The 24127-nt window shown below is 49.0% G+C and carries 23 protein-coding genes; 3 read left to right on the forward strand and 20 right to left on the reverse strand.

Annotated features, from left to right (window positions below; translation table 11 throughout):
• The first annotated feature begins 25 nt into the window (after positions 1-25).
• Entirely contained in the window at positions 26-835 is an 810-nt protein-coding gene (gene trpC / locus LG219_RS02010; RefSeq protein WP_226762873.1) for an indole-3-glycerol phosphate synthase TrpC, read from the forward strand.
• A gap of 31 nt (positions 836-866) precedes the next feature.
• On the opposite strand, the gene tadA is transcribed toward trpC, so the two are convergent.
• The 3 genes from tadA to LG219_RS02025 all read right to left on the reverse strand — a co-directional run bounded on the left by tadA (position 867) and on the right by LG219_RS02025 (position 5069).
• Positions 867-2114 (reverse strand): tRNA adenosine(34) deaminase TadA, encoded by a 1248-nt coding sequence (gene tadA / locus LG219_RS02015; protein ID WP_226762874.1) that lies wholly within the window; start codon positions 2112-2114, stop codon positions 867-869.
• 196 nt (positions 2115-2310) lie between these two features.
• On the reverse strand, positions 2311-3963 hold the full coding sequence (gene recN / locus LG219_RS02020; protein ID WP_226762875.1) for a DNA repair protein RecN: 1653 nt from the start codon (positions 3961-3963) through the stop codon (positions 2311-2313).
• 230 nt (positions 3964-4193) lie between these two features.
• Positions 4194-5069, reverse strand: coding sequence for an NAD kinase (locus tag LG219_RS02025; RefSeq protein WP_226762876.1), 876 nt, complete (start codon positions 5067-5069; stop codon positions 4194-4196).
• Positions 5070-5106: 37 nt separating this feature from the next.
• Between LG219_RS02025 and hrcA the strand changes: the two genes are divergently transcribed.
• Both hrcA and mltB read left to right on the forward strand, forming a co-directional pair.
• Complete coding sequence (gene hrcA / locus LG219_RS02030) at positions 5107-6180, forward strand: heat-inducible transcriptional repressor HrcA (protein ID WP_308444057.1); 1074 nt, start codon at positions 5107-5109, stop codon at positions 6178-6180.
• A 13-nt stretch (positions 6181-6193) separates the two neighbouring features.
• Positions 6194-7234 carry a lytic murein transglycosylase B gene (mltB, locus tag LG219_RS02035; RefSeq protein WP_226762877.1) on the forward strand — a complete coding sequence of 347 codons (1041 nt, stop codon included), beginning with the start codon at positions 6194-6196 and terminating at the stop codon, positions 7232-7234.
• Positions 7235-7360: 126 nt separating this feature from the next.
• On the opposite strand, the gene LG219_RS02040 is transcribed toward mltB, so the two are convergent.
• The 17 genes from LG219_RS02040 to LG219_RS02120 form a co-directional block, all read right to left on the reverse strand.
• Positions 7361-8818, reverse strand: a complete 1458-nt coding sequence (locus tag LG219_RS02040) for a putative bifunctional diguanylate cyclase/phosphodiesterase (protein WP_226762878.1) — start codon at positions 8816-8818, stop codon at positions 7361-7363.
• Positions 8819-8839: 21 nt separating this feature from the next.
• A complete protein-coding gene (locus tag LG219_RS02045) occupies positions 8840-9886 on the reverse strand; it encodes a PAS domain S-box protein (RefSeq protein WP_226762879.1) in 1047 nt (348 codons plus the stop codon).
• Between the two features lie 193 nt (positions 9887-10079).
• Positions 10080-10616 (reverse strand): SMC-Scp complex subunit ScpB, encoded by a 537-nt coding sequence (gene scpB, locus LG219_RS02050; protein WP_226762880.1) that lies wholly within the window; start codon positions 10614-10616, stop codon positions 10080-10082.
• A gap of 166 nt (positions 10617-10782) precedes the next feature.
• The gene (locus LG219_RS02055; protein ID WP_226762881.1) at positions 10783-11604 is read right to left on the reverse strand and encodes a segregation and condensation protein A; all 822 of its coding nucleotides are present in this window, start codon (positions 11602-11604) and stop codon (positions 10783-10785) included.
• On the reverse strand, positions 11601-11906 hold the full coding sequence (locus LG219_RS02060) for a hypothetical protein (RefSeq protein WP_226762882.1): 306 nt from the start codon (positions 11904-11906) through the stop codon (positions 11601-11603). The genes LG219_RS02055 and LG219_RS02060 overlap by 4 nt, the downstream gene beginning before the upstream one ends.
• A 63-nt stretch (positions 11907-11969) precedes the next feature.
• Positions 11970-12614 (reverse strand): site-2 protease family protein, encoded by a 645-nt coding sequence (locus LG219_RS02065; RefSeq protein ID WP_226762883.1) that lies wholly within the window; start codon positions 12612-12614, stop codon positions 11970-11972.
• 15 nt (positions 12615-12629) lie between these two features.
• On the reverse strand, positions 12630-13253 hold the full coding sequence (locus LG219_RS02070; RefSeq protein WP_226762884.1) for an L-threonylcarbamoyladenylate synthase: 624 nt from the start codon (positions 13251-13253) through the stop codon (positions 12630-12632).
• Positions 13254-13299: 46 nt separating this feature from the next.
• Positions 13300-14166, reverse strand: a complete 867-nt coding sequence (locus tag LG219_RS02075; RefSeq protein ID WP_226762885.1) for a 3',5'-nucleoside bisphosphate phosphatase — start codon at positions 14164-14166, stop codon at positions 13300-13302.
• 92 nt (positions 14167-14258) lie between these two features.
• On the reverse strand, positions 14259-15137 hold the full coding sequence (gene cysM / locus LG219_RS02080) for a cysteine synthase CysM (protein ID WP_226762886.1): 879 nt from the start codon (positions 15135-15137) through the stop codon (positions 14259-14261).
• Positions 15138-15186: 49 nt separating this feature from the next.
• Complete coding sequence (locus LG219_RS02085) at positions 15187-15456, reverse strand: hypothetical protein (protein WP_226762887.1); 270 nt, start codon at positions 15454-15456, stop codon at positions 15187-15189.
• The gene (locus LG219_RS02090; RefSeq protein WP_226762888.1) at positions 15453-15836 is read right to left on the reverse strand and encodes a phage holin family protein; all 384 of its coding nucleotides are present in this window, start codon (positions 15834-15836) and stop codon (positions 15453-15455) included. The genes LG219_RS02085 and LG219_RS02090 overlap by 4 nt, the downstream gene beginning before the upstream one ends.
• Positions 15837-16139: an ElaB/YgaM/YqjD family protein gene (locus tag LG219_RS02095; RefSeq protein ID WP_226762889.1), complete on the reverse strand. Its 303-nt coding sequence runs from the start codon at positions 16137-16139 to the stop codon at positions 15837-15839.
• Positions 16140-16364: 225 nt separating this feature from the next.
• On the reverse strand, positions 16365-17249 hold the full coding sequence (sucD, locus tag LG219_RS02100) for a succinate--CoA ligase subunit alpha (RefSeq protein WP_226762890.1): 885 nt from the start codon (positions 17247-17249) through the stop codon (positions 16365-16367).
• Between the two features lie 28 nt (positions 17250-17277).
• Entirely contained in the window at positions 17278-18447 is a 1170-nt protein-coding gene (sucC, locus tag LG219_RS02105) for an ADP-forming succinate--CoA ligase subunit beta (RefSeq protein WP_226762891.1), read from the reverse strand.
• A gap of 105 nt (positions 18448-18552) precedes the next feature.
• Positions 18553-19986, reverse strand: a complete 1434-nt coding sequence (gene lpdA / locus LG219_RS02110) for a dihydrolipoyl dehydrogenase (protein ID WP_226762892.1) — start codon at positions 19984-19986, stop codon at positions 18553-18555.
• 81 nt (positions 19987-20067) lie between these two features.
• Complete coding sequence (gene odhB, locus LG219_RS02115) at positions 20068-21237, reverse strand: 2-oxoglutarate dehydrogenase complex dihydrolipoyllysine-residue succinyltransferase (RefSeq protein ID WP_226762893.1); 1170 nt, start codon at positions 21235-21237, stop codon at positions 20068-20070.
• 58 nt (positions 21238-21295) lie between these two features.
• Positions 21296-24103 carry a 2-oxoglutarate dehydrogenase E1 component gene (locus LG219_RS02120; RefSeq protein ID WP_226762894.1) on the reverse strand — a complete coding sequence of 936 codons (2808 nt, stop codon included), beginning with the start codon at positions 24101-24103 and terminating at the stop codon, positions 21296-21298.
• Positions 24104-24127: the final 24 nt, after the last annotated feature.

A 24127-nucleotide genomic window follows, 5' to 3' on the forward strand; every position in this document is an offset into this window, starting at 1 on the left:
GCTAACCCGCCCTACGAGTGAAGCCATGTCCGACATCCTAAAAAAAATCTGGGCGACGAAGTTTGAAGAAGTCGCTGCGGCTAAAAAACACCTGCCACTCGCCGAAATCCGCGCCCAAGCTGAAGCCAATCAAGATCACCGTGATTTTGTTGCGGCGATTCGTGCTAAACACGCGGCAGGCAAAGCCGGAGTGATTGCGGAGATCAAACGCGCCAGCCCAAGCAAAGGCGTGATGCGCGATCCGTTTGTACCTGCGGAAATCGCCGCCGATTATGCGGCCAATGGCGCAGCGTGTTTGTCGGTACTGACCGATGTGCAATATTTTCAAGGTCATGCTGATTACCTTAAAGCGGCGCGAGCGGCCTGCGCTTTACCGGCGCTGCGTAAAGACTTTATGGTTGACGAGTATCAGTTTTTTGAAGCGCGCGCTTGGGGTGCCGACTGCATTTTATTGATTGCCGCCGAGCTCGATTTAGCGCAAATGCGCGATTTTGAAGCGCTAGCGCATAGCCTTGGTATGGCGGTGTTGGTTGAGGTGCATAACGGCCAAGAACTCGACGCCGCGCTGCAATTAACTACGCCGCTGGTGGGGGTCAATAATCGTAATTTGCGTACATTTGAAGTCAGCTTACAAACGACGATCGACTTATTACCACGGATTATTGACGCTGGCGGCAACCGAATCGCCGTGTGTGAAAGTGGTATTCATGCGTCAAGTGATGTGCAATTGATGCATGATCATGACGTCCACACTTATTTGGTCGGCGAAGCCTTTATGCGCCAAGCCTCACCGGGGCAAGGCTTAAGCGATTTATTTGATCCGATTTATCAATAAATCAAACCAATGATTGCATCCATTTGGCCGTTCACAGCGAATCGAGTAGATGTGAACGTATTGCGGCTTGCTGCTGCTGACTGATGCCCAAAACATGCTCAATATAGCGCGGTAGCGTGCCGGATATTTTTTTGACTTCATGGAGTGCCGCTTTTAGATAGGCGGCTTCTACGCCAAAAATAGCATTCAAAATAGCCACATCCGCACCTTTGGCAACGCACTGCGCAATCATGGGCTGGTATTTGAGCAAAACATGGGCATTGCTCGCCAAATAGTCACGCAAAATCCGCTCATGCGGCACACCTAAGATCGTTAACAATAAAACTGTCGCCCAGCCGGTGCGATCTTTACCCGCAGTGCAATGCCACAAGACGGGGTATAGCTCGCGACTACAGAGTGAATGCAGCCATTGGCGCATTACCCCTTGTGCATGCGTGTTACGAACCATTTCGCGGTATATGTCGGCCATCAGCAAGGCCGCACGCCCTTGTCCTAAATGCAGATTCAATTGCGCAGGATCGGCCAGCAATGCGTCTAAACTCAGAGCCGATGGCAACTGCGATTGGGCTAATACATCCGCGGTGCGGCACTGCACGGCTGGCCACTGCGGATCTGGATCGCGAGCGATCTCAGCGGGAGTGCGAAAATCCCAAATGCTGCGAATCGCCAATGCAGCAAAGGCTTGCTGATCTTGCAAACCGGCCAATTGATCCGATCGAAACAACATCCGCGAGCGGATGGTTTTTCCTGCTGCCGTTTTTATGCCGCCTAAATCACGAAAATTAGCCAGCCCCGTGATCTGCAATGGTGGTACAGGGCTTGATGCTTGACGTTTTTGGGCAAAAAAAGTTTGCAGTAATAGTTTGGCCTGCTCACCACCAGCACCTTGTTCAATCTGGGTATGGTGATTTAAGCGTGGTTCTAAATACGGATTGCACACACTGCCTGCCGCCCCGGTTTTGGGTTCAGCCAGCGCATACACCACGCGCGCCATGCGCGATTGCAAAATAACGCCGCTACACATTAAACATGGCTCAAGCGTAATAAATAGCTCGCACTCGGGTAAGCGGTAATTGCCTAAATGTTGGGCCGCTTGCCGAATCGCCAGCATCTCGGCATGCGCACTCGGGTCGTGACGATGAATTGGTTGATTATGGCCACGGCCGATGATTTGCCCTTGATGGACCACGACCGCGCCGACGGGCACTTCACCCAAAGCCAAAGCCAGCTCGGCCTCTTGCAAAGCCGCCTGCATAAAATCCAAATCGGTGTAACTCAACTCAAAATCCTTCATGGGGTATACGATTGCAATCCATTATTAATGTATTGTAGAAAGCAATACCTCGTTCTTTGACATTCGACTGGATGCTACAGAGCAAAGCTTGGCGTGAATTGACAACGCGGTACGTCGTGGCTAGCCTCAGACAAGCCCTTGCAAAACGCATCGAATAAACACAAACGCAACGGTAAAATCTCTAAGCCAACATTTCCGCCGCATGCTGGCGCGTGGTTTCGGTAATGTCTAAACCACCGAGCATGCGGGCGATTTCTTCGATTCTGGCCTCGTGGCTTAATAATTCAATCGAGCTGATCACGCCTTCTTTACCTTGCTGTTTGGCTACTTGCAAATGCTGTACGCCACAGGCGGCTACTTGCGGTAGATGCGTAATGCACAAAACTTGCCGCGACTGGCCTAATTCTGACAATAAGCGCCCAACGATTTCGGCAACGCGCCCGCCAATCCCAACGTCCACCTCGTCAAAAATCAGCGTCGGTACATTCGCCACTTGGCTGGTGACCACTTGCAAGGCCAAGCTAATTCGCGACAACTCACCACCGGAGGCGACTTTGGCCATTGGGCGCAATGGCGAAGCGGGATGATTGGCCACTTGTAATTCAACTTGCTCTAAACCATAAGCCGCAGGATGCGTTAAAGGCTGCAAAACCACTTCACAGCGGCTGCCCGACAAAGCCAAGACTTGCATTTGCTCTGTGACCAATTGTGATAATTTCTGCGCCGCGCTAGTGCGGGATTTACTTAAAGATGTGGCCAATTTGCGATAAGCGCTTTCTGCGGTTAAGACTTGTTTTCGCAAGGCATCCAAACCCTCTGCGCCGCCCAATTCGGCCAACCGCGCTTGCCATTCTTGCAATTGCGATAGCAGCTGCGACGGGTCGATGCGATATTTACGGCCCATTTTATAAATCGCATCAAGGCGACTTTCAACTTCGCTTAAGCGCTCAGGATCGAGCTCTAAGCGGTCGGCATATAAACGTAATGCACTCACTGATTCGGCCAATTGCGCTTCGGCGCCAGCAATGAGCTCTAAGGTATCGTTAATCGACGGATCAAAATCAGCCAATTGGCTTAAGCGATGCGCCGCCGTGGCGAGCCAGCTTTGGCAATTGTCATCGCCGTCGCTGAGCGCCATCAGCCCTTCTTGTACCCCATCGATTAAGCCTGCGGCATGGTGCAAGCGCTTGTGATCGAGCTGCAACTCAGGCCATTCGCCCTCTTGCATATTCAGTGCAGCAACCTCATCAATCTGCCATTGTAAGCGCTCACGCTCGGTTTCAAAGCGCTCGGCATTTTGTTCGGCATCATTAAGTTGCTGCGCTAGCGTATGCCAAATTTGATATTTTTTGGCGGTATCGCGCGCGACTTGGGTGGTGCCAGCGTAAGCATCGAGCAAATCACGCTGCGCGTCATGGCGTAATAACGATTGGTGGGCGTGTTGGCCGTGGATGTCGACCAAGAATTCACCGACGCCTTTAAGCTGGCTCAGTGTAACGGGGCTGCCATTGATAAATGATCTGGATTTGCCATTAGCATCAATCACTCGACGAATAATCAATGGCGCGCAATCTTCGCTTAAGCCTTGTTCAATCAGCCACGCAGTGACGCCGCTGAGGGCTTCACACATAAATTCAGCCGATAATTCAGCGCGCTCAGCGCCGTGACGAACCACGCCAGCATCTGAGCGATCGCCGAGCAATAAACCCAGCGCGTCAATCAAAATAGATTTACCCGCGCCGGTTTCGCCGGTGAGTACGGTTAAGCCCGCTTGAAAGTCTAAATCCAGTTCACGAACAATGACAAAATCACGTAAATGCAGCGCTGCCAGCATGGTCTCACCTAAGTTAAAAGCTCAGAACAAGATCAAAGTGTACATTCGTTCTATAAAAATGGCGAGCGCTGGGCATTAAAATTCATCGCTAACGCACGTAAATCCCGCAAAAACCGCGCGACTTTAGGCCTTTCGCGCTGGCGTTTTCGCGTGTTATGCCTTTTTTAGACCCAAGGGCGGCGCTAAACGATGAAATGGGCGTGATCACGCCAGAACGCAGTCCATACGGCTTACAATAATTTTTCACCCCAACGCAATTTGGCGCGCAGCATATCGTAATAGCTATAACCATGCGGATGCAAAATACGCAGTGAATTGGTGTAACGGCGAATCATGACGCGATCCATTTCATGCAATTCAAAATCAGATTGATTATCAAAATGCACACGAGCGCCCTGCCCGCGCGTTAATAAAAATGCCACTTGGGCGTTATCTGACACCACAATCGGGCGATTGGATAAAGATTGCGGGCAAATGGGCACCAAGGTGATTGCGGGTAGTGCAGGATGCAAAATCGGCCCACCGGAGGCCAATGCATAGGCGGTAGAGCCGGTTGGCGTGGACACCACTAAACCGTCGGAGCGTTGGCTGTAGACAAATTGATTGTCGACAAAAATCTCAAACTCAATCATCGAACCAATTGAGCCACGGCTAAACACCACATCATTAAACGCCAATGAGGTGCTAATGGGCTGGCCATCGCGCAAAATCGTCGTCTCTAGCAAAATGCGCTCTTCGGGAACAAACTGCCCGGCAATCATATTACTGATCGTGACTTCCATCTCATGCAATGGAATATCAGTCATAAAGCCGAGACGGCCTTGATTAATCCCCACTAAGGGTATGCGATAGGGAGCCAACAACCGCGCCACCGACAGCATGGTACCGTCCCCCCCTAATACCACAACCAAATCAGCCAATTTGCCGATGTGATCGCGCGATACTTTTTGGTATTCAATAATGCCATGCTCTTGGGCGATGTCTTGCTCGACCAATACTTTAATCCCGCCAGCCTCTAGCATGGCGGCCAAACGAGCAATCGGATCCCCAAGCGCGGGGGTATTTAAGCGGCCAACAAGGGCGATGGTTTTAAATAAGCTATGCATGACGTGTGGTTTTACACCAATAGTTTGGGTTTTGTTCGTGAAAAAAATCACAGAACGCATTAATAACACGCCAGACAGGTTAAAATCCAGCGCTATGATGCTCAATGATCGATCTCACCGCCTGCTCAAGACACTGGTTGAGCGCTATATCGCCGATGGCCACCCTGTTGGCTCAAAAGCGCTATCGCACTATTCTGGGCTGGATGTCAGCTCGGCCACGATACGCAATGTAATGGCCGACCTAGAAAACCTCGGTCTCATTACCAGCCCACACACGTCTGCCGGCCGCATTCCCACCGCGCAAGGCTATCGGCTGTTTGTTGACCGCTTGCTGATCACACAAAACCATAGCGCCAACACCGCTTTACCCGAGTTACTCAGCACTGAATTACCCAACGATCATCCACAGCACAGCATTGCCGCTGCTTCGCAGCTGTTATCTCAGCTGACGCATTTTGCTGGTGTGGTGACGCCGCCACGCCGTAGCGAAGTGTTGCTCAAACAAATTGAATTTTTGCCACTATCGGATAAACGTGTGTTGCTGATTTTGGTCACGCAAGATGGTGAGGTACAAAATCGCATTGTGCAGACTGAGCGGGTTTTAGGCGTGAATGAGCTCAATGACGCCGCGCATTTTTTAAATCGGCATTGTGCTGGCAAAACCATTGGCCATTTAATGCAGGTATTGCAACAAGACTTAGGCCAAGTAAAACGTGAATTACTCGAACTGATGAATGCCGCGATGCAAATGGGGCAAGATTTAGGCAATGACCAGATGATTATTGCTGGCGAGCATCAATTACTCGGGCTGAATGATTTCACCGGCAATATGCGGCAAATGCGGCAGTTGTTTGAACTTTTTGAGCAAAAAAGCACCCTACTTAAACTCATGCAACTGGGGCAAAGCGCCCAAGGCATCCAAATTTATATCGGCCAAGAATCAGGCATTGCACCACTGGATGAATGCTCGGTGATTGCCGCACCGTATCGCGTGGATGGCGAAATCGTCGGCACTTTAGGCGTGATTGGCCCGACTCGAATGGCGTATGATCGCGTGATTCCCATTGTTAACATTACAGCGCAGCTACTTTCTAGCGCGCTGTCTCATTAAATCGACCTTATTGATGAAAAAAATCACTCTCGCCATCTTGGCAACCCTCGCTGTATCGGCCCCTTCTTTTGCCGATGATGAATTAATTAGTCGCCCAGAAGTGCAAGACTACATTCGCCAAACCGCCGCCACGCATGGCTTGAGTGAAGACTACCTAACGAGTGTGCTGCAAGACGCGCAAACCAAAAACAATATCATTACGATTTTGGATCGCCCTTCAACCAGCCGACCTTGGCATGAGTTTCAAGCCAATTTTGTGAATAAAACGCGCATCAATAATGGCGCCAAATTTTGGCGCAATCATGCCGATTTAATGAATGCCATTGCCAAGCAATACAAAGTGGCCCCCGAAGTGATGTTGGCCATTTTGGGCGCAGAAACCAATTACGGCAGTTATACCGGCTCGTTTCGGATTGTCGACGCTTTAAGTACCATCGCGTTTAATTACCCACGCCGTGCCGCGTATTTTCAAAAAGAGCTCACTGAGTTTTTCTTATTAGCGCAAGAGGAAAAACAAGACGCCGCGTCATTTAAAGGCAGTTACGCCGGTGCAATGGGCTGGCCGCAGTTTATGCCGTCGTCTTTCAGGCAATACGCCCAAGATTGGGATGGCGATGGTCGCCACGACATTTGGAATAACCCCGGCGACGCACTGGCCTCAGTTGCCAATTACTTAAATCAACACGGCTGGGTGGATCAAGGCGACACCTTTACCGCCGTCAATATGAATCAAGACCCTGCGCCCTTATTAGCCGATAAATTTAACATTCATTTCACTGTGGATGAATTAATCGCCAAAGGCGTGGCACCGATTGCCGAAATCAACACCCAGCAGCCCGCAGTACTCTACGCACTGGAAACTGAACCCGGTTTCACCCAGCACTTTTTAGGCTTTAATAATTTTTACGTCATCACTCGCTACAACAAGAGCACCTTGTACGCCACAGCAGTCTTACAGCTTGCCGATGAAATCAAAGCGGCGTATCAACGTGGTGATGACCTCGCCAAATCGGCCAAGCCCGCCAGCAGCAACAGTAAAAAATCCACCCAATAAGCTCAGCACGACTTTAACCACATGCCAGCGTGAGCTGGCATGCACGGCGCGCGGCTTGCTGGCAACAACGCCAAGCCATACCGAGCTAAGGTATAGCCTGCAACTTTAGCCTAGATAAAGATTAGCTCAATATACCCCAGAAAGTTGTTTGGCAGAATGGACCAGGTGCGCCTCCAAGTCGAGCGCTGATAATGGCTTGCTATAGAAATAACCCTGTGCACAAGCACAACCCATATCACGCAAAATCTGCATTTGTGCTTGCGTCTCAACCCCTTCGGCAACGACATTTAAGCCCAGTTTTTTGGCCAAAATCACGATGGTTTCCGCAATCACCACATCATCGGCCTGCTCGGGAATGCCTTCAATAAAAGATCGATCGATTTTTAAAGTATCCAGCGGTAAGTTTTTAAGTTGTGACAAGGACGAATATCCGGTACCAAAATCATCAATCGCTACTTTAACGCCCAGTTGTTTGAGCTGATGCAATATGGCAACCGCTTCATTAATCCGCGTCATAATCAAGCTTTCAGTGACTTCAAGCTCTAATACTTCAGCCGGCAGCCCACTATTTTGCAACGCTTTGGTGACCTGATTGAGCAAAAGATCAGGCCTAAATTGCCGCACGGATAAGTTCACCGCTATGCGAGGCACGGCAAACCCCTGTTGCCGCCAACGTTGCACGCGTTGACACGCTTCATTGAGCACCCAATCACCAATCGGCACAATCAAACCATTTTCTTCAGCAATCGGAATAAATTCGCTCGGTGAAATTAGACCCAATTGCGGGTGCTGCCAGCGAATTAAACATTCCAACCCAGCCAATTGCCCCGTCATCAAATCAAACTGTGGTTGATACCATAATTGTAATTGCTGGCGTTCTAGCGCAAAACGCAGTGCATTTTCTAAATTTAAATGCGACATTTGATGCGCCATATTCATATCCACCGAATAGAACTGATAGGTGTTTTTGCCTAATTCTTTGGCGCGATACATCGCAATATCGGCGTTTTTCATCAATTGCGCCGCTTGCCCCGCGTCGTGTGGATAAAGGCTAATCCCGATCGAACCGGTCACAAAAAGCTCGTGTTCTCCCACTTGATACACTTCGCCCAGCGCCAATAAAATCCGTTCAACAACTTGAATAATTTGCTCGTTATGAATGACGTTTTCCAATAGCACGGTAAACTCATCCCCGCCCAAGCGCGCCACCGTATCATGCTGCTTGACATTGCCTTGCAAGCGCTGCGCGACCACTTTAAGTAACTCATCCCCAACATCGTGCCCCAACGTATCGTTAATGGTTTTAAAGCGATCCAAATCAATAAATAGCAAAGCAAAAGCGCGGCATTTGGTACTGGCCCGCGTCAAGATTTGCCCAAGCGCCTCGTGTAAGCCACTGCGATTGAGTAAGCCCGTGAGTGCGTCATGCTGCGCCAGATGGCGCATTTTTTGCTCGGTTTCTTTGCGGGCGGTGTAATCAGAAAAAACCGCGACATAATTGGTAATTTGATGGTACTCATCGCGCACTGCGCTCATCGACAACCAAGCCGGATAAGCGCCACCGCCTTTACGCCAATCTTGCACCTCCCCCTCCCAGTGGCCAATCTAATGCAAACGCGTTAATTGATCCGCCTGTAATACGCTGAGTTGACCTTGCTGACGGCCAAAAATACGCGATGTTTTGCCAATCGCATCGCGCGTTTGAAATCCGGTTATTTTTTCAAACGCGGGGTTGGTGGCAATGATTTTAGCATTGGCATCGGTCAGCAAAATACCTTCACTGGCATGTTGAAAGATTTTGCCTGCCAAGCGTGCGGCATTCATTGCCCGCTGATTTTCACGATGAGACGCGGTTAAAAAAATCGCCGTTTGCAGCGCAATCGCCAATAAAAACAATAATCTGACGGTATGAACAATTGAATTGGTTTCGCTAATATATTGACTACTCACCGACAGCAAAATCACTAAGGCAATGGCGCTATTGGCAATTTGCCCCAAGCGAAGCGACGACCAAATAAATAAAGGGAACATTAAATAGGCCGCTTCCAAAGCATACATATTATGCCCTTGAAACAATAAAATACTACCGCCGGCCACCACCGTAATGAGCAGTGTTAATTCAATAATCCAATTTGGCGTCAATAACTCTTTATCATTCATTACCGCAAAAACAGCAGGAATAATAATTAACAAACTCAAGGATTGCGCCAACCAAAGCATCAGCCAGTTTTGCATTAGCAACGGTTGAGGTGCCACAAATTGAACGAATGAAATTAAAATACTGGCAAATAAAATATTGCTATAAATAGGCCCGGATAATAACAATCGATGGCTATCGTTGATTTTAAATTCGCCATCGGCAACAAACAGCGGCAATAAACTAAACACACATAAAGCTTGCGTTAAATTGAGCGCCGCCATGCTGGCGGCGACCCACAAAGTCGGATCGAGCTCTAGCCCATATGCGATTGCACCAGGAATGCACGAGAGTATCGCCTTCGGGCCCATCAGCAATAAGCCCGCCACAGCAATACCCAGCTGAAGATTTAATGGGCTAAACCAAGTCCCTTTTGGCAGCAAGCTGTAATCGATTAAGCCCGCTAAAAGATAGGTCAATGCCAATACATAATATTTTCTGTAAGATTGCGACATCGGTAGCAAAAGATCTTCGAAAGGACACGACGATCAACATAAGCTTTTTCTACTTGAAATGTCTACAAAATGTAGTTGCAGCCATCAGACTACCAACAGGATGAAGTCAGCAATGTGAAATAATTGCTATCCTGCCTGCCCGTTCAACAACAAGAAAAACCAGCGCAACTGACCAACCAAACGTCAACAGACCCTAATCTTGCTGGCGCAATATTTCGGCATCAAAAGCAACCGCAGGCAATTCACTGAGTTGCTTTAAACCCAAATCAGCAAGAAATGCGGCATTGGTTGCCAATAATTCTGGCCGCCCCGGTACTTCTTTATGCCCGATCACTTCTAACCAGCCACGCTCTTTTAAGGTTTGAATAATCTGGCTAGAGACTACTACTCCGCGAATCTCTTCAATTTCGCCGCGCGTAATCGGTTGTTTATACGCAATAATCGCCAGCGTTTCCATTACCGCACGACTGTAGCGCGGTGGCTTTTCTGGATTTAAGCGATTTAAATACACTTGCATTTCAGGCTGCGCACGAAAGCGCCAACCATTGGCGAGTTCTAACAATTGAATACCACGACCTTGCCACGCTAAAGTAATTTCATGCAAGCATTGCAAAATCACTGCCGAACTTAATTCATCATTCAATATTTTTTTAATTTGCGGTACGCGCAATGCTTCTTGGCTCGTTAATAACACCGTTTCAATGATTTTAATTGCTTGAATTTGATCCATTTAAAACTCACTTAAATAGTCAATAATGGATCGATCTGTCGTGCCATTATTGTATTGCTAGGCTTATGATGCATACATCCAACGGTCATAAGCAAATGACTCAACGCCAACGCCAACGCCATGCAATAGCGCAGTAAAGGCTGACTTCACAATTTACTTTGCATTTTTATGCTTCACTCGATTTTGCAGCAATTAACTGAACATACACTGGCGTTAATACCGCATATTGCGTGACTGAAATCAAACGCTCTTTAACTAATTCTAAAATCGCAATAAAAGTCACCACCAATAATGGCACGCCCTGCTGCATATCAAACAGTTCATTCAATTCATAATATCGACCATTGGCAATAACTCGCAAAATATGCGCCATTTGCGCGCGCACCGACAACTGCTCGCTGGCGACGACATGATGTTGAATTTGCCGATTGCGTGCCAATAATCCCAGCCACGCGAGCTTTAAATCGACCAGATTGACATCGGGTAATAATTCAATATGTTCCGGTTCAAACGCGACACAAACCCAGCTAAAGTCGCGTTCAGCTTGCGGCAGCGCATCCAAGGCTTGCGCGGCCAATTTCATTTGTTCGTATTCTAATAATCGCCGCATTAATTCAGCGCGCGGATCTTCAATGTCGGCATCAAAATCAATTTCAACGCTGGGTTTAGGCACTAACAAACGCGATTTGATTTCAATCAGCATCGCGGCCATTAACAAATATTCTGCCGCCAATTCAATATGACACGCCTCCATCGCCTCAACATATGCCATGTATTGCGTGGTCACTTGTGACATTGGGATATTGAGAATGTCAATATTTTGTTTGCGAATTAAATACAGCAATAAATCGAGCGGGCCTTCAAATTCGGTGAGTAACACCTGCAAGGCTTCAGGGGGAATATATAAATCGTGCGGAAACGCATGCACCGGCTCACCAAATACATGCGCCAATGCCCGTGGCGTGATCGGTAAATCGGCCGCATTCATTCGGGTTGACGCGGGGGTAACGACTGTTTTTCCCACGGTTTAGGCGGAGCAACCGCAATCCATCGTGAACGCGCCAATAGCATGAGTACGCCGCACAACATGAGCAATACTGGCCATTGAATTGAGAGTGGCAATTGATATTGCTGGCGTAAAAACGTGGTGATTGCACCGGCAATCAGCATTGGGCCGAGGACAACGGTTGATTTATTGATGCCATCAATGGCCAAAATGGCAATCCCAGCACTCATTAATCCGATAATGATAATCCAGCTCACACTGGGGAAAAAATTAAGCGAATTCATGAGCCAGCCAGCGCCAATCACTATCAATACCACAGGAAAAACAATTCCTCGCATCACGCGCACCTACAAAACAATCTGAATTAAACGCATCACCATCGCCATTAATGGCATCAAGATGTGGCCCAAAATACCGGTGACTAATAAAGCGATTAAGATAAAAAAACCATACGGCTCAATTTTCATTAACGTTCTTGCTAAATTAGGCGGCAAAATCGAAATCATAATTCGTCCACCATCTAATGGCGGAATGGGTAATAAATTCAGCACCATTAAAATCACGTTAATTTGAATCCCTGCTTGACTCATTAAGGCCAAAGGCAATTGGAACGAGCTACCCTCTAAACTGCCAGCGGCAAAACGAAATAACAAAGCCCAGATAAAAGCCATCACTAAATTGGCCAACGGCCCCGCTGCAGCCACCCAGCGCATATCACGCTTGGGATTATTTAATGCATGAAAATCAACCGGAACGGGTTTGGCGTAACCAAATAAAAAACCACCCGGTAATAAAACGCACAATAAAGGCAATAACACCGTGCCAATCGGATCTATGTGTTTGAGCGGGTTAAACGTCATTCGACCTTGCAAAAAAGCCGTCGGATCACCCAGCCGTTTGGCCGCATACGCATGCGCCGCCTCATGGGCGGTAATGGCAAACAGCACGGGCAAAGCCCAAACTGCAATGGTCTGAATTATATTGAGTTCCATATCAACCTTTGTGCTTTACAGTGAAAACGGCGTCACATCGCCTTTACCTTGCCGAATCAGCGTCGGCATATCGCCAGAAAGATCAATCACCGTGGTCGGCTCCGTACCACAGTAACCGCCTTCAATCACCAAATCGACGTCATGCTCTAAGCGATCACGAATTTCCCACGCGTCGGTCATTGGGTATTCTTCATTGGGCAACAATAAAGAGCTCGACAACATCGGTTCACCCAGCTCTTCGAGCAAAGCCAGCGCCACCGGATGATCCGGCACCCGCAAGCCAATGGTGAGTTTTTTAGGGTGCGACACCCGGCGCGGCACTTCTTTGGTCGCCATCAGGATAAAGGTATAACTGCCTGGCGTTGCCGCCTTGAGCAGGCGAAAAGCTTGATTATCCACTCGCGCATAGTTGCCAAGCTGAGACAAATCACGGCATGCCAAAGTAAAGTGATGCTTATCATCCAACTGGCGAATCCGCCGAATCCGCTCAATTGCGTCTTTATTATCTAAAGCGCAACCCATGGCATAACACGAATCGGTCGGGTAAATAATAATCCCGCCTTTACGCAAAATATCCACCGCCTGTTTAATCAGGCGCGGCTGCGGGTTTTCAGCGTGAATAGAAAAGAACTGTGACATAAATATCCAAATTATGCAGGTATATCGCTACACACTATTTAAATCATTAGCTAGCGCGGGATACATCTTGCAAAGGTTGTTTTAACCAGCGTTCCCACACTGGCGTGCAGCCAAATGGAAGGTCGGCATTTAAACCGGGCTCTCTTGAGCCCTCGCCCGTGGCGTGATAATCGGTACCGCTCGAGCATTGATAATTAAAGTCATTGGCCAAACGGCCAAAACGCGCCGCATCGGCAATGCTATGCGTGCCGGAAACCACTTCGATCGCCTCGCCCCCCATGCGGTGAAACTCGATCAAGAGCACGCGCAAGGTTTCATTGCCTAAATCATAACGCCCCGGATGCGCCAACACCGCAACGCCGCCCGCACCCCGAATCCAATCAATCGCATCGTGCAAACGCGCCCATTCATGCTCGACATAGCCCGGCTTGCCGCGCACTAAATACTTTTTAAATACCGATTTAGTATCTTTGCAGCGGCCAGATTCAACCAAAAAACGGGCGAAATGCGTGCGGCTAATCATTTCTGGGTTCTCGGCAAACTTTTGCGCCCCCGCCAATACACCTTCAATACCGAGTTTTTCTAGGCCTTTGGCCATCCGCTCGGCACGCTCGGCACGCCCTTCTCGCACACTGGCTAGCCCAGCTAGCAGCGTCGGGTCATTCTCATCAAAGCCTAAGCCCACAATATGCAAAGTGTGCTTGCCCCAACTCACGGAGATCTCTACGCCGCTGATAAACTGCATGCCTAGCTCATCCGCAGTTTGCCGCGCTAACGCCAAGCCACGGATGTCATCATGATCGGTGAGCGCAAATAATTGACAGCCCCGTGAATGCGCACGACGTACTACTTCATCGGGCGGCAGTAAGCCATCTGAAATATTAGAATGGCAATGTAAATCAACTGGCGTCATTGTTTTCTCTTGATTTGAAACAGTCGGTAAGTAAATTAATGGCAAGCATGAATGCTGTTTATGCCAAAGATCAAACACAGCCTTGGCTTCACTTACGCAGGGAACACCCCAGTAGACAGGTATCGATCACCACGATCGCAAACAATACTCACAATCACGGCGTTTTCTAGCTCTTGCGACAAAGCCAGTGCTGCGCACAAAGCGCCGCCCGATGAGATACCGGCAAAAATACCTTCTTCACGCGCAAGGCGGCGAGTCATTTCTTCGGCATCGGCTTGATTCACTTCCATCAAGCGATCAATCAAATCAAAATGACAAATCGTCGGCACATATTCTGGCGTCCACTTGCGGATGCCCGGAATTTGCGCGCCATCACAAGGTTGCACCCCAATAACTTGCACCGCCGAATTTTGTGCTTTTAAAAAGCGTTGCGTCCCCATAATCGTGCCGGTCGTCCCCATGCTAGAGACAAAATGCGTAATCGTGCCAGCGGTATCGCGCCATATTTCTGGGCCGGTGCTTTCAAAATGCGCCAGTGGATTATCGGCATTGGCAAACTGATCTAAAATCAAACCCTGCCCTGCTTGCGACATGTGCAAAGCCTGATCTCGAGCCGCCTCCATGCCTTCGGTCAAAATCACTTCAGCACCGTAAGCTTTCATGGTTTGAATTCGTTCAATGCTGGAATTTTTGGGTAGCAATAACACCATGCGATAACCCATCACTGCGGCGGCCATGGCCAGTGCAATACCAGTATTGCCACTGGTGGCTTCAATCAAGGTATCACCAACCTGAATGTCGCCGCGCATTTGTGCTCGGCGAATCATCGACAATGCCGGTCGATCTTTCACTGAACCCGCCGGATTATTGCCTTCGAGCTTGACTAAAATCGTGTTAGTCGTATCGCCAGGGATACGCTTGAGTTTGACGAGTGGCGTATTGCCGACAAAATCTTCTAGATACTTGAACATATATCACTCCATGGGTCGCATGATTATACGCAAGCCCGTGGAGTCTGGTTTATTTGTTACGCAACAGTTTCACCACCGCCAGCAACACGCCCACCAGCTTAATGCCATTGGATAACCGTGCCATCGATGGATGCGACTTCGCTAAAATTTGTGCCAACCTGCCAAGTAGACTCAATGAATCCGTACGACCCAACAGCGAATTGGCCAGCGCCATTGGGCGACGAGATTCAAGCAGCCGAGTTTCCAGCTGCAATCGACACAATTGCGAACGAAAGACTAACTGCTGTTTTTTAAGCTCACGTTGCTGATTGGCCATCATGCACCCTCCTTGGCCGGAGTTACCGCATGAAAAGCGGCATCAATGAGCTTTTTATCTTGCGCAAATTCTTCGCTGGTTAATGGAAATGGCGTAATTAAATCGTGCATTAATTGACGTAATTGTTTCAATGCAAACAAGCCACACAATAAAAACAAGCCGCCAAAAGCAGCACAAATAATAACGCGATATTCCCAAAAGCCAAATAGCAAACCCAGACCGACAAAAGTCAGCGCCATAATCAATAAAAAAGCCGCTGCGATGGCAAAACCAATCATTTGCGCCAGTCGATCAAACTCATCGCGCAATTCAAGACCAAACAATGAAAAACGGGCAGCCACTAAGCCGCCCACCGTATCACGCCAAGTTGCGCGCCGATTCATTTAGCGCCGAGCTGCCAAAAAGCCAATCAACAAGCCCACTGCGGCACCAACACCAACGGCTTGCCACGGATGTGCATGTACATATTGATCAGTTTGTTGCGCGGCCACTTTGGCTTTATTGACTGCAACCGCTTCAATTTCAGCCAAGCGATGTTTTGCATCACATAAATTAGCTGCGATTTTTGCATAGATCTTTTTTGATTCTTCAGGACTAGCGTTGGCCGCTTCATTCATCAAATCGGCAGTTTCTTGCAATACATCTTTAGTTTCATCAATTAGCATAGATTCACTGGCTTCAGACATAAAACGCCCCTTTAAATTAAATAAGCAAATTAGAACTACAAGAATAGCAGGCCGAGCTTTGCTTGCACAGGTAATATAAACAGTCAGCATCAAGTCATTGACCGTAAACTATCCACTTGCTTTAGAAACACAAGCATTACGTTATTTCACACCGGTGCGAGATCAATATAAAAAAGCCACCTCGAACAAGGTGGCTTTTAAATTCAAAACAACAAATCAAAAAACTTAAATCATGCCTTTTGATTTCAGTAATTCAAACATCGTTTTACCGATTTCAGCTGGGCTACGGGTGTAGGCAATGCCAGCTTGTTCAAACGCTTTGAATTTTTCTTCTGCAGTGCCTTTGCCGCCAGAAATGATCGCGCCAGCATGGCCCATACGTTTGCCTTTCGGCGCAGTTACACCCGCGATGTAACCGACCACTGGCTTAGTCACGTAGGACTTCGCAAATTCAGCCGCTTCTTCTTCGGCAGAACCACCGATCTCACCGATCATGATGATGGCGTCAGTATCAGGATCATCTTGGAACAATTTCAATGCGTCGATATGGCTCAAACCAGGGATAGGATCGCCACCGATACCGATACAAGTTGATTGACCCAAACCGAGTGCAGTCGTTTGTGCAACTGCTTCGTAAGTCAAAGTTCCAGAACGAGAAACGATACCGATACGACCTGGATTGTGGATGTGCCACGGCATAATACCGATCTTGCACTCACCCGGCGTGATAATACCTGGGCAGTTAGGACCGATTAAACGGATACCCGCTTCATCAACCGCTTTTTTCACGTACAGCATGTCAATTGTTGGCACGCCTTCAGTAATACAAACAATCAACTTCACGCCGGCGTTTACCGCTTCCAGAATCGAATCTTTAGCGAAAGCTGCAGGTACGTAGATCACTGAAGTATCAGCTTGAGTTTGCGCTACAGCGTCGCGCATGGTGTTAAACACTGGCAAGCCAAGGTGCTCAGAACCACCTTTACCTGGTGTTACACCACCAACGACTTTAGTACCTACTTTCAACGCTTGTTCTGCGTGGAAAGTACCGTTTTTACCGGTGAAACCTTGCACCAGCACTTTTGTATCTTTATTAACCAAAACGCTCATGGTCTATATCCTCTTATTCGTGCGGTGATTACAAGGCTGCAACAGCAGCAACGATCTTCTCAGCGGCGTCGTTCAAGCCTTGGGCTGAAACCAGTTTCAAGCCAGATTCATCCAAGATTTTCGCGCCCAATTCAGCGTTATTGCCTTCCAGACGAACCACCACCGGCACAGTGACGTTCACTTCTTTCACTGCCGCGATAATCGCTTCAGCAATCATGTCGCAACGCACGATACCACCGAAAATATTAATCAAAACGCCGCGTACTGATGTGTCAGCCAAGATCAATTTGAAGGCTTCAATCACGCGCTCTTTGGTTGCGCCGCCGCCCACGTCCAAGAAGTTAGCTGGCTGGCCACCTTTGAGTTTGATGATGTCCATGGTGGCCATCGCCAAACCTGCGCCGTTAACCATACAACCGATATTGCCTTCGAGTGCCACATAGTTCAGTTCGAATTCAGACGCTTTCACTTCGCGCTCGTTCTCTTGTGACTTGTCGCGTTGAGCGAGCAATTCTGGGTGACGGTACAAAGCGTTTGAATCCAAACCGATTTTCGCGTCAACGCAGCACAATTCGCCGTTTTCACGCAATGCCAATGGGTTGATTTCGAACAAAGCGAAATCATTAGCGATAAACGCTTCAGCCGCGCCCAACATCATTTTAGTGAAATGCGTAACTTGCTTACCTTCAAGGCCAAGCGCAAAGGCACATTCACGTGCCTGGAATGGCTGCATGCCAACCAGCGGATCAACCGTCACTTTGATGATTTTTTCTGGCGTTTCTTCTGCCACTTTCTCGATTTCAACACCACCTTCGGTTGAAACCATGAACACAATACGTTGTGAGCTGCGATCAACCACAGCGCCAAGGTAAAGTTCACGCGTCACCGGGTACATGTCTTCACACACCAGAACGCTATGCACTGGCTGGCCTTCGGCATCAGTTTGATAGGTCACTAAGTTCGTACCGATCAAACGCGTGGCTTCAGCAGCCGCTTCTTCGCGGCTTTTTACCACCACAACGCCACCGGCTTTACCACGGCCACCGGCGTGAACTTGGGCTTTAACCACCGCAAATTTGCCGCCGAGCGCATCGTACGCTGCAGCTGCTTCTTCGCCTGTTGTCGCCAAAATGCCGCGTTGTACTGGCAAACCGTACTTAGCCAACAATGCCTTGGCTTGGTATTCGTGCAGATTCATCTCGATTAATCCTTTTTGAGGAGCGTGTTATTGTGAGGGTCAACACAACCCTCCAGAGGTACCACCGACGGGTGTCATCACCCGTCAACAAATTTTTCGCATCAATTACGAATGCAAACCGCGTTTATCTACACCCAATGCCGCTTCATGCAAAGCTTCTGACAATGACGGATGGGCGTGAACAATACGAGCGATATCTTCACTTGATGCATTAAATTCCATCGCCACCACCGCTTCAGTAATCAACTCAGATGCGAATGGGCCAATGATATGCACGCCCAAAATACGATCGGTTTTGGCGCAAGCGAGCATTTTGACAAAGCCAGCGGTTTCACCCAAGCCGAGTGCACGACCATTCGGGCCAAATGGGAACTGGCCTTTCTTGTATTCAATGCCTTCGGCTTTGAGGGTTTGTTCGGTTTTACCGACCCAAGCCATTTCTGGACTGGTGTAAATCACCCAAGGCACATTGTTAAAATCAATGTGTGGATGTTGGCCAGCAATCCGCTCAGCCACGGCGACGCCTTCTTCTGACGCTTTATGCGCCAGCATTGGGCCGCGAACCACATCCCCCACCGCCCAAACATTGGGCAAACTGGTACGGCAATCGCCATCAACAATCACATAACCACGCTCATCGAGCGACAAGCCAACGGCATCGCTAGCGAGATTCCAGGTATTGGGCAGACGACCAATAGAAACGATTAATTTATCGAATTCTTCACTGTGCGCCGCACCGTCAGCGTCCACATAATTCACCGTCACTGAGTCGGTGCCTTTATGGATGTCGCCGATTTTGACGCTGGTATTGATTTTCAGGCCCAAATCTTTGGTGAAAATCTTATGCGCTTCTTTAGCAATCGCTTCGTCAGCAGCCAACAAAAAGCCCGGCGCGCCTTCTAAAATCGTTACGTCAGAACCCAAACGCTTCCACACCGAGCCCATTTCTAGACCGATAACACCCGCACCAATCACGCCCAAACGTTTTGGCACGGCCGGAATCGACAGCGCCCCGTCGTTATCCAGCACTAAAACGTTATCAACCGGCGCTTGCGGCAATTGACGTGGCGTAGAGCCGGTCGCAATGATGATGTGCGTCGCTTCAACCACTTCGGTTTGACCGGCATCACTCACTTCAAGCTGCCATTTGTCGCCAACGCGGCCCAAAATCTTGCCGTGGCCATGCAAGCTATCAACTTTATTTTTTTTGAATAAATAACCGATGCCTTGCGTGAGCTTGCTCACAATGCCATTTTTACGTGCCAGCATGGTGCCAACGTCAAACTTCATACCTTCCACAGTAATGCCGTGCGCAGCAAATTTATGCTCGATGCGTTCAACATTTTCTGAAGATTCAAGCAATGCTTTCGACGGGATACAACCGACGTTTAAGCAGGTGCCGCCCAATGACGCTTTGCCTTCTTTGTTTTTAAATTCATCGACGCAAGCGGTCTTAAAGCCCAGCTGCGCCGCACGAATCGCCGCAATATATCCGCCAGGACCCGCACCGATTACCACAACGTCAAAAGATTTCGACATTTTGAATTCCATCCATAACCCGCATGGGTATATTAATGCAAACATTAAGATATGCCGCAAGTAGCGGCATACCCTTAGAAATTACAAATCAAGCAATAAACGCGCAGGATCTTCAATCGCGTCTTTAATCGCCACCAAGGCCAATACGGCTTCACGACCATCAATAATGCGGTGATCGTAAGATTGCGCCAGATACATCATTGGCAAAGCAACGATTTGACCATTAACGACCATGGCGCGCTCTTTGGTGGCGTGCATGCCCAAGATCGCTGATTGTGGTGGGTTAATGATCGGCGTTGACATCATCGAGCCAAAAGTACCGCCATTGGAAATGGTGTACGTGCCGCCAGTGAGCTCTTCAACACCGAGCTTGCCTTCTTGCGCGCGCTTACCAAAGTCAGCGATGGTTTTTTCGATGTCCGCCAAAGACAATTGATCGGCATTGCGAATAATCGGCACCACCAAACCACGTGGGCTACCGACGGCAACACCAATGTCAAAGTAACCGTGATACACGATGTCACTGCCGTCGACCGAGGCATTCACAATCGGGTATTTTTTCAGCGCAGCAACAACGGCCTTCACAAAAAAGCCCATAAAGCCGAGCTTCACGCCGTGTTCTTTCTCGAATTTATCTTTGTATTTGTTGCGTAAATCCATCACCGGCTTCATGTTCACTTCGTTGAACGTCGTCAGGATGGCGTTAGTTTGTTGCGATTGCAGTAAACGCTCAGCAACGCGAGCACGTAAACGACTCATTGGCACCCGTTGTTCAGCACGGCCATCGGTCGCAGTTGCTACCACCGGCGCGGCCGCGACTGGCGCAGTCGGCTTGCTCAAATGGTTTTGCACGTCTTCTTTCAAAATGCGGCCGTCACGACCGGTACCGGCCACATCCGCCAGATTCACGCCCGCGTCGGCGGCAAGTTTTTTAGCCGCCGGCATACCGACAACATTCGCATCAGCGACTGCGGCTACTGGCGCGGCAGCAGCGGGAGTGGCTTGGGCTACGGCCGTGGTATCGATCCGTGCAATGAGTTGCAAGCTACCCACTGTTGCGCCATCCACTTCAAGCAACTCAACCAATACGCCAGCTTGTTGTGCTGGAATTTCTAGCACGACTTTATCGGTTTCAAGGTCGATCAGATTTTCATCGCGAGCAACCGCTTCGCCGACTTTTTTCTTCCAAGACACTAAAGTCGCTTCTGATACTGATTCAGGCAATTGTGGCACTAAGACATCTACAATCATTTTTCATCTCCAGAGTTTTGGCCAGTTCAGCCGCGCCACGCTCGGCGTGGCGTTGGATTTACAGTTTCATTGCATCATCAACAAGGGTTTTGAGCTGTGCATTGTGCTTACTCATATAACCCACTGCAGGCGATGCCGACGATGGACGACCCGCGTATTGCAATACTTGTTTTGGCTCTAACACGTCTTCAAGGCGATGACGCAATTGATGCCATGCCCCTTGATTGCGCGGCTCTTCTTGCGCCCACATGATTTCTTTGGCGTTCGGATACTTGCTGAGTTCTGCTTTGAGCTCATCGGCCGGGAATGGATACAGTTGCTCAATCCGCACAATGGCAATATCTTTAATCTCGCGCTCACTGCGACCGGCTAGCAGATCGAAATACACTTGACCCGAGCAGCACACCACGCGTTTGACTTTTTTACCATCGAGCTCTTGCGCCTCACCGATCACAGCGCGAAATTCACCGCTGGTAAAATGCTCAATTGGGCTGGCGGCATTTTTGGCCTTCAAGAGTTTTTTGCTCATGATGACAATCAACGGCTTACGATAAGGACGCAACATTTGACGACGCAGCACGTGATACATTTGCGCCGCTTCAGACAACATCACCACTTGGATATTGTGCTCGGCACACAGCTGCAAATAACGCTCAACGCGCGCAGAAGAATGCTCTGGACCTTGACCATCGTAACCATGCGGCAAAATCATCGTCAGGCCACACAAACGGCCCCACTTGGTTTCGCCCGAAGTAATAAATTGGTCGATAACCACCTGCGCGCCGTTGGCAAAATCACCGAACTGCGCTTCCCAAATGACTAATTCATTTGGTTCTGAGCAGGCATAGCCATATTCAAACGCCAAAACGGCTTCTTCGTTCAAGATCGAATCAATCACACTGAACGGCGCTTGGTTTTCCGATAGATTTTGCAGCGGCACATGCACGCCGTGATCCCATTTTTCACGATTTTGATCGTGCAAAACAGCATGCCGATGATTGAACGTACCACGGCCTGAGTCTTCACCGGATAAACGCACGCCATGACCTTCGGTCAACAAAGTGGCGTAAGCCAAATGCTCGGCCATACCAAAGTCAACTGGCGAGTCCCCCGCGACCATGGCTTTACGTTCGTTAATGATTTTTTCTACGTTGGCGCGCAGCTTAAAGCCTTCTGGCACCGCAGTGAATTTTTCGGTCAAGCGAATCAAATCGGCTTGGGGTACCGCCGTTACCACCGGCTGACGCCAGTGCGTACCGAGGTATTTTGACCAGTCAATGGCGTGTGAACGCTTGTAATCTGTCAGCGTGGTTTTTTCAACATGTTCACCGCGATCGAGTGCATCGCGATACGCTTGGATCATGCCATCGGCTTCAGCCGCAGTCACCACTCCTTCAGCGATCAAACGATCAGCGTATTTACGTCGTGCGCCCGGGTGCTTAGCCACTTGGCGGTACATCATCGGTTGCGTTACAAACGGATCGTCCGCTTCGTTGTGGCCGTGTTTGCGGTAGCAAACCAGATCAATCACCACGTCTTTATGGAATTTTTGACGGTATTTCAACGCCGCATCGGTCACCAAGCAAACCGCCTCTGGATCATCACCGTTCACATGGAAAATCGGTGCTTCAACCATCTTGGCAATATCGGTACTGTAAATCGTCGAACGATTATCACGGACATCCGAAGTGGTAAAACCCACTTGATTATTGATCACCAAATGCACCGTGCCGCCGGTACCGTAACCGCGGGTTTGCGATAGATTGAACGTACCTTGATTGGTGCCAAGACCGATAAAAGCCGAGTCACCATGAATCAATAACGGCAAAACTTGATCACCAATCGCATCACGACGACGATGCTGACGCGCGCGAACCGAACCCTCGACCACAGGGTTAACAATCTCTAGATGCGATGGGTTAAACGCCAAGGTCAAATGCAATGGACCACCCGCAGTAGGGATGTCCGAGCTAAAGCCCATATGGTATTTCACATCGCCCGACGCCAACGACGTATCGTAGCGGCCTTCAAACTCACCAAATAAATCGCGCGGTTGCTTGCCCAAGATATTGACCAGCATATTCAAACGACCACGATGGGCCATGCCAATGACGATTTCTTGCACGCCACTCGCACCGGCCGCTTGGGCTAAATAGTCCACCGCTGGAATCATTGAATCGCCGCCCTCAAGCGAGAAGCGTTTTTGACCCACATATTTTTTATGCAAATACTGCTCAAGCGTTTCTGCGGCAGTGACTTGCTTAAGAATGCGTTTTTTTTGTTCAACATTAAAGCTCGGCTGCGAACGGCTTGACTCAAAGAACTCTTGCACCCAATTGCGCTCTTCCGCATCGGTAATGTGCATGTATTCCAAGCCAATATTGCCGCAATACGTTTGCTTTAAAAAACCTAAGACTTCAGTGGGCGTTGCGCGCTCTAAGCCAGCAATATTGGTCCCCAACTTCACCGCCATATCACTATCAGATAGGTTGTAAGTTTTAGGGTCCAATTGTGGCATCGCCACTTTATCCATTCTTTCCAGTGGATCTAAGCTCGCGCCACGGCTGCCCATAATGCGGTACGCTGAAATCAAACGCAGTAAATTCACTTGACGTTCAATTGCGCCTTCATCAGCCACGCCAGCGGCACGGATTGGCTGCTTGGCTAATTGCCGAAACGATTCTTCAATCGGTGCACGCGCAATATCACGCGTGGTATTGCCGCTACTGAGTTGCAGCTTGTCAAAATACGCCCGCCATTGTGCGTCTACCGAAGTCGGGTCAAATAAATACTGCTCGTAAAGATCTTCTACGAAGGGCGCGTTGCCGCCAAAAAGCTGAGAATTTGTTTCAAGTTCTTTCATCATTGCCGTGTATCCAGTTTTATCCGC

Source organism: Deefgea salmonis, from assembly GCF_020531905.1.
GTDB lineage: Bacteria > Pseudomonadota > Gammaproteobacteria > Burkholderiales > Chitinibacteraceae > Deefgea > Deefgea salmonis.